General features: G+C 66.7%; 6 protein-coding genes. 1 reads left to right on the forward strand and 5 read right to left on the reverse strand.

The genetic code is table 11. From position 1 onward, the window contains the following. Positions 1 to 278: 278 nt before the first annotated feature. The 5 genes from K2Y03_RS02200 to K2Y03_RS02220 all read right to left on the reverse strand — a co-directional run bounded on the left by K2Y03_RS02200 (position 279) and on the right by K2Y03_RS02220 (position 4,038). On the reverse strand, positions 279 to 656 hold the full coding sequence (locus tag K2Y03_RS02200) for a c-type cytochrome (RefSeq protein WP_294087873.1): 378 nt from the start codon (positions 654 to 656) through the stop codon (positions 279 to 281). Next, on the reverse strand, positions 656 to 1,162 hold the full coding sequence (locus tag K2Y03_RS02205; protein WP_294087874.1) for a group 1 truncated hemoglobin: 507 nt from the start codon (positions 1,160 to 1,162) through the stop codon (positions 656 to 658). Before K2Y03_RS02205 ends, K2Y03_RS02200 begins: the two co-directional genes overlap by 1 nt. A gap of 28 nt (positions 1,163 to 1,190) precedes the next feature. After that, the gene (locus K2Y03_RS02210) at positions 1,191 to 2,222 is read right to left on the reverse strand and encodes a DUF3034 family protein (protein WP_294087875.1); all 1,032 of its coding nucleotides are present in this window, start codon (positions 2,220 to 2,222) and stop codon (positions 1,191 to 1,193) included. Positions 2,223 to 2,351: 129 nt separating this feature from the next. Further along, entirely contained in the window at positions 2,352 to 3,566 is a 1,215-nt protein-coding gene (hemA, locus tag K2Y03_RS02215; RefSeq protein WP_294087878.1) for a 5-aminolevulinate synthase, read from the reverse strand. Positions 3,567 to 3,726: 160 nt separating this feature from the next. Then, a complete protein-coding gene (locus tag K2Y03_RS02220) occupies positions 3,727 to 4,038 on the reverse strand; it encodes a GIY-YIG nuclease family protein (protein WP_294087876.1) in 312 nt (103 codons plus the stop codon). A gap of 250 nt (positions 4,039 to 4,288) precedes the next feature. Here K2Y03_RS02220 and K2Y03_RS02225 point away from each other — a divergent pair. Continuing rightward, a partial coding sequence (locus tag K2Y03_RS02225; protein ID WP_294087877.1) for an N-acetylmuramoyl-L-alanine amidase occupies positions 4,289 to 4,962 on the forward strand: 674 nt, incomplete at its 3' end.

Consider the following 4,962-nt stretch of genomic DNA (forward strand, 5'->3'; position numbering starts at 1 on the left):
CTGGCGACGAAACTGATCGCGCTGATCGACCAGGGCGCCGATGTCGCGGCGGTGCGCGCCGAGTTGGCAAAGCGCAGCACCGGCGCCAAGCCAGCCAGCTGATCGCCGCGGGGCGCGGCGCCCGGTTTCAAGCGGGCCGCTTGGTCTGCCACTCAACGAAGCCCCTCCCCTTCAGGGGAGGGGTTGGGGTGGGGCCTTTCCAAAAAGCGCCGAGCCCGGCATCGACGCCCCACCTCCCGACCTCCTCCCCTTCAAGGGAGGAGGGGCGAGGCGATCCCCTATTTCCCCGATTGCGCCTTCAGATAGGCGATGATCGCAGCGCGCTCGGCCGGGTTGGCAACGGTGAAGAACATTTTGGCGCCCTTCGCCATTTTCTGCGGCCCCTGCAGCCACTGGTCGAGCGTCTGCTGGGTCCAGATGATGCCCGAGGCTTTCAGCGCCGGCGAATAGGCATAGCCCGGCGCGCTGGCCGCCGCGCGACCGAACACGCCGCGATGCGCCGGGCCGATCCGGTTCGCGTCCAGGCTGTGGCAGCTGCCGCAGCGCGCCTGATAGAGTTTTTCCCCCGCCGCTGCATCCCCGGCCTGGGCAAGCGCCAGGCCGGGGGTGAGCGCAAACGACAGCGCCGCGATGCGGCAGAGCATCCGCATCGCCATCACCGGTCGATGATGTCGCGGCTTTGCGGCGCCAGCGCCGAAATCAGCCGGTTCTGCGCGCGAAACGGAATGCCGCGCTTGTTCATGGCCACCTGCAGTTCCTCGACCAGCGCGTAAAAGGCACCTTCGTTCACGTTCATGCCGCGATGCGCCTCGGCCATGCTGCGCCCGCTATAGGTGCAGCCGCCGTTCATGATGACGCAGAACTGCTCGACCAGCAGCATCTTGATCCGCGCCTGATCCGAATTTTCGAAGAAGGGGCGCGTGCGCGGGTTCTTCAGCCAGCGTTCCATCGCATCGTCCATCAGCGCGACAAGGCCGGGCTTTTCGCCAAAGGCGCGGAACAGCCCCTTGCCCTTGGTGATGACGGGCAGTGTGCGCGCGCTGGGCTTCACGGCGGGGTCGTTCACCGCCGGCTCCTGCCCCGGCGGGGTGCCGGCCTCCTGAGCGAGCGCCGGCGTGGCGGCAAGCAGCGCGATGACGGCAAGCATTGCGGATTTCAACATCATGATGGTCCTTCGTTAAGGGGGGAAATCAGAAGCTCAGCTGCAGCGAGCCATAGACGCCGTTCTGGCGGGTGAGCGCGATCTGCCCCAGCCGGGCATAGGCCAGCGTGAACGAGACGTTGCGGATGGGGGCATAGGCAACGAAGAAGTCGTAGGCGTTTTCCTCACGGAAGCTGGTGCCGCCCAGCGCCCCTTCCAGCCGGTTCGACTTGGTGCGATATTCGCCGCCGATCGCCAGCTTGCGGGTGATGAGATAGGCGACCGAGCCTTCGAACTGCGGCTGATACTCGTTGCGCGCGCCGTTCAGCCCGCCAAAGCCCAGAATGCCGAACTGGTTCGCCTTGGTCAGGCGCACCGTCGCGTTCAGCAGCACGCTCTGCGACAGGATGATCTTGGTCGCAGCGAGATAGAAATCCACGCCCTGGCGGTTGACCGGCAGCGCGCCGCCCACCACCCCGCGATCATCGTTGATCTTATACTGGATGCCGGCCGAAATCTGCGGCAGCAGCCGGTCCTGGTCGAGCACGGCATCGCCCACCAGCCGCACCTTGGCGCCGATGATCGTCTGGCTGATCGTGTAACGATTGCCCAGCCCCAGCACGAGGCCGACATTGCGCAGGTTGAAATTCTGCCGCGCGACCGACAGCTCGATGCGGTTCTTGTAACTGACCGCGCCACCATAGGCCGCCAGCGTGAAATCCTGGGTGAGGACGCCGGTGCCGAACGCGGACACGCCCAGCTCGTTGCGCGTGCCATAGCTGCCGATCAGCGCCCAGGGCACGATGCCGCCGCCGCCTGCGCCCTCGAAGGTGGAGACGCCGCCGGTCAGCAGCAGCCGGCCACCCCCCGCCAGAAAGCGGCGGCGGCGCTGCTCGGGCGCGCTTGCCGGCTCATCGGGCAGCGCGGCAGGCTCGGCGGGGGGTTCTGCGGCGGGCGCTGGATCCGCTTCGGCGATGGCGGGCGCGGGGGCCGGCTCGGCCGCCCAGGCCATGCCGGGCACCAGGCCCAGCAGCGCGCCGGCGCACAAAGCGCGCGCCGGTTTCGGCAGGATGATCAACATTGCTTTCTCCCTGTTGCGGCCGCGTTGGACGGGCGGCCTCTTCAAGGCGGCATACGAGCGGCCGGCGCGCGCGGATGCGCGGCGGGAGAAAGTGTCATTTTTTCAGGCGGATGGGCAAAGCCCGCCGGTTCAGGCCGCCAGTTTCAGCGACAGCCGGTCCCAGATTTCAACCAGCGCCTGGGTCAGCTCGCGCATCATCGCCTCGTCATGCGCGGGGCCGGGGGTGAAGCGCAGCCGCTCGGTGCCGCGCGGCACGGTGGGGAAATTGATCGGCTGCACATAGACGCCATATTCGGCGAGCAGAATGTCACTGATCCGCTTGGCCAGCACCGGATCGCCCACCATCAGCGGCACGATGTGCGTGGTCGACGGCATCACCGGCAGCCCGGCCTCGGCAAACAGCGATTTGAGGCGCGCGGCGGCCGCCTGCTGCCCCTCGCGCTCCACGCTCGACGCCTTCAGGTGGCGCACGCTGGCGAGCGCGCCCGCCACCAGCACCGGCGACAGCGAGGTGGTGAAGATGAACCCCGGCGCGTAGGAGCGGATCACGTCGATGATCACCTGGTCGGCCGCGATATAGCCGCCCATCACCCCGAACGCCTTGCCCAGCGTCCCCTCGATGATGGTCAGCCGGCCGGCCACCGCGTCCCGGTCCGAAATGCCGCCGCCACGCGGGCCGTACATGCCGACTGCGTGCACCTCGTCCAGATAGGTGAGCGCGTTATACTTGTCGGCCAGGTCGCAGATCGCGGCGATCGGCGCGACATCGCCTTCCATCGAATAGACGCTTTCAAACGCGATCAGCTTGGGCGCGTCGGGGTCTGCGGCGGCCAGCAGGCTTTCCAGATGCGCGAGGTCATTGTGGCGGAAGATATGCTTTTCGCAGCCCGAATTGCGGATGCCCGCGATCATCGAAGCGTGGTTGAGCGCATCCGAAAAGATGATGAGCCCGGGCAGGATCTTGCCGAGCGTCGCCAAGGTCGCCTCGTTCGAGACATAGCCCGAGGTGAACAGGAGCGCGGCCTGCTTGCCGTGCAGATCGGCCAGCTCGCCTTCCAGATCGACATGGTAATGCGTGTTGCCGCCGATGTTGCGCGTGCCGCCGGACCCTGCGCCGACATCGTGCAACGCCTCTTCCATCGCGCCGATCACCTTGGGGTGCTGGCCCATCGCCAGATAATCGTTGGAGCACCACACGGTGATGGGCTTGGGGCCGTTATGCCCGGCAAAGCAGCGCGCATTGGGAAAGGCGCCCTTGTTGCGCAAAATGTCGATGAACACGCGGTAGCGGCCCTCGGCATGCAGCCGGTCGATCGCCTGGTTGAAACGGCCGGCATAATCCACGCCGCGGCCAGCCGACGAGGGGATGGGTGACGATTCCATGGCGCCCCATAGCGCCGGGTGCGCAACCTTTCCAGCCCGGTTGGATGGGGTGCAAAAGGGGCGGCCGGGTCGTCCAGGCGAGCCTACACCGGCGTCGCCCCGTGCTTGACACGGGGCTTGGCTAGCCTTGCCGGCCATCGGTCTGGAACCACAGGTGCCACAGATCCTGCCAGTCCGGGTTATCCGCCTCGATCAGCGCGAATTTCCACGCGCGTTTCCATTTCTTGACCAGCTTCTCGCGTGCGATCGCTGCGGTGATTTCTTCGTGGCGTTCGGCATAGACGAGCCGCGTCTTGTTGAAATCGGCGACGTGGAGCGAGCCCGCTCCTTGCCGATGCTGGTCCACGCGGCGGACGAGGTCGGCCGTAACCCCGACATACATGCCGCCGCGATAACGGTTCGCCATGATGTACAGCCAGCCGCCCTTTTGCATGCGGCCGTTATCGGCCAAGGCGGCGCAAAGGGGAAGCCAAGCCCCGCATCAAGTGCGGGGCGACGGCGGGGTATTGGTGTGAAATGGACCCGAGCTTGACGGGCCTGTCCGCATCCTCGGCTCAGCGTTTCAAACCGCCACACCCCCGTGCAAAGCGTTGACTTGATGGACAATCAGGCAGATGCTCTGGCTCACCTGAATCACGACATCGTTATCGCATCGACCGTTCGGCTGGCATGGGGAGGACGTTATGGCCTTCACGATTTCCGGTGGTATGCTGCGTCAGGGCGCGCAGCGGGTTGAATTCATCAAGTCGCTCTTCACCTCGGGCAGCTTTGCGGCGATGCCCAGCATCGCGGTGATCCATTTCACCGCCGGGGCTTCCGGCCGATCCTCGGCGGAATGGTTCCGCAACCGGCAGAATCCGGGATCGTCGGCGCATGTCGTGGTCGATCGCGACGGCAGCGTCATTCAGTGCGTGGCGTTCGACACCGTGGCCCAGCATGCCGGCCGGTCGCGCTGGCGCGATCTGGCGGGGCGCGAGCTGGTCGGGCTCAACCGCTTTTCGTTCGGCATCGAGCTCGCCAATTGGGGCGATCTGCGCCGCGCCGGCAGCGGCTGGGCCTCGCACACCGGCGTGCCGATCGCCAGCCCGGTGCTGGCGGTGCACCGGGGCGGCAACCCCGACGGATCGCGCACCCCCATCGGCTGGGAACCCTTCCCCGCGCCGCAGATCGACACGGCGGTTGCCATCGTGCGCGCGCTGGTGAGCGCGTTCGGGGTGAACGAGATTGTCGGGCATGACGACATCGCGCCGACGCGCAAGTTCGACCCCGGCCCCGCCTTCGACATGGTGCGCTTTCGCGCCCGCGTATTCGGCGGGCGGGCGGACGATGGCGACACGCTGATGAAGGTGGCGGTCGC

The sequence above is a fragment of the Sphingomonas sp. genome, assembly GCF_019746015.1.
Taxonomy (GTDB): Bacteria; Pseudomonadota; Alphaproteobacteria; order Sphingomonadales; family Sphingomonadaceae; genus Sphingomonas.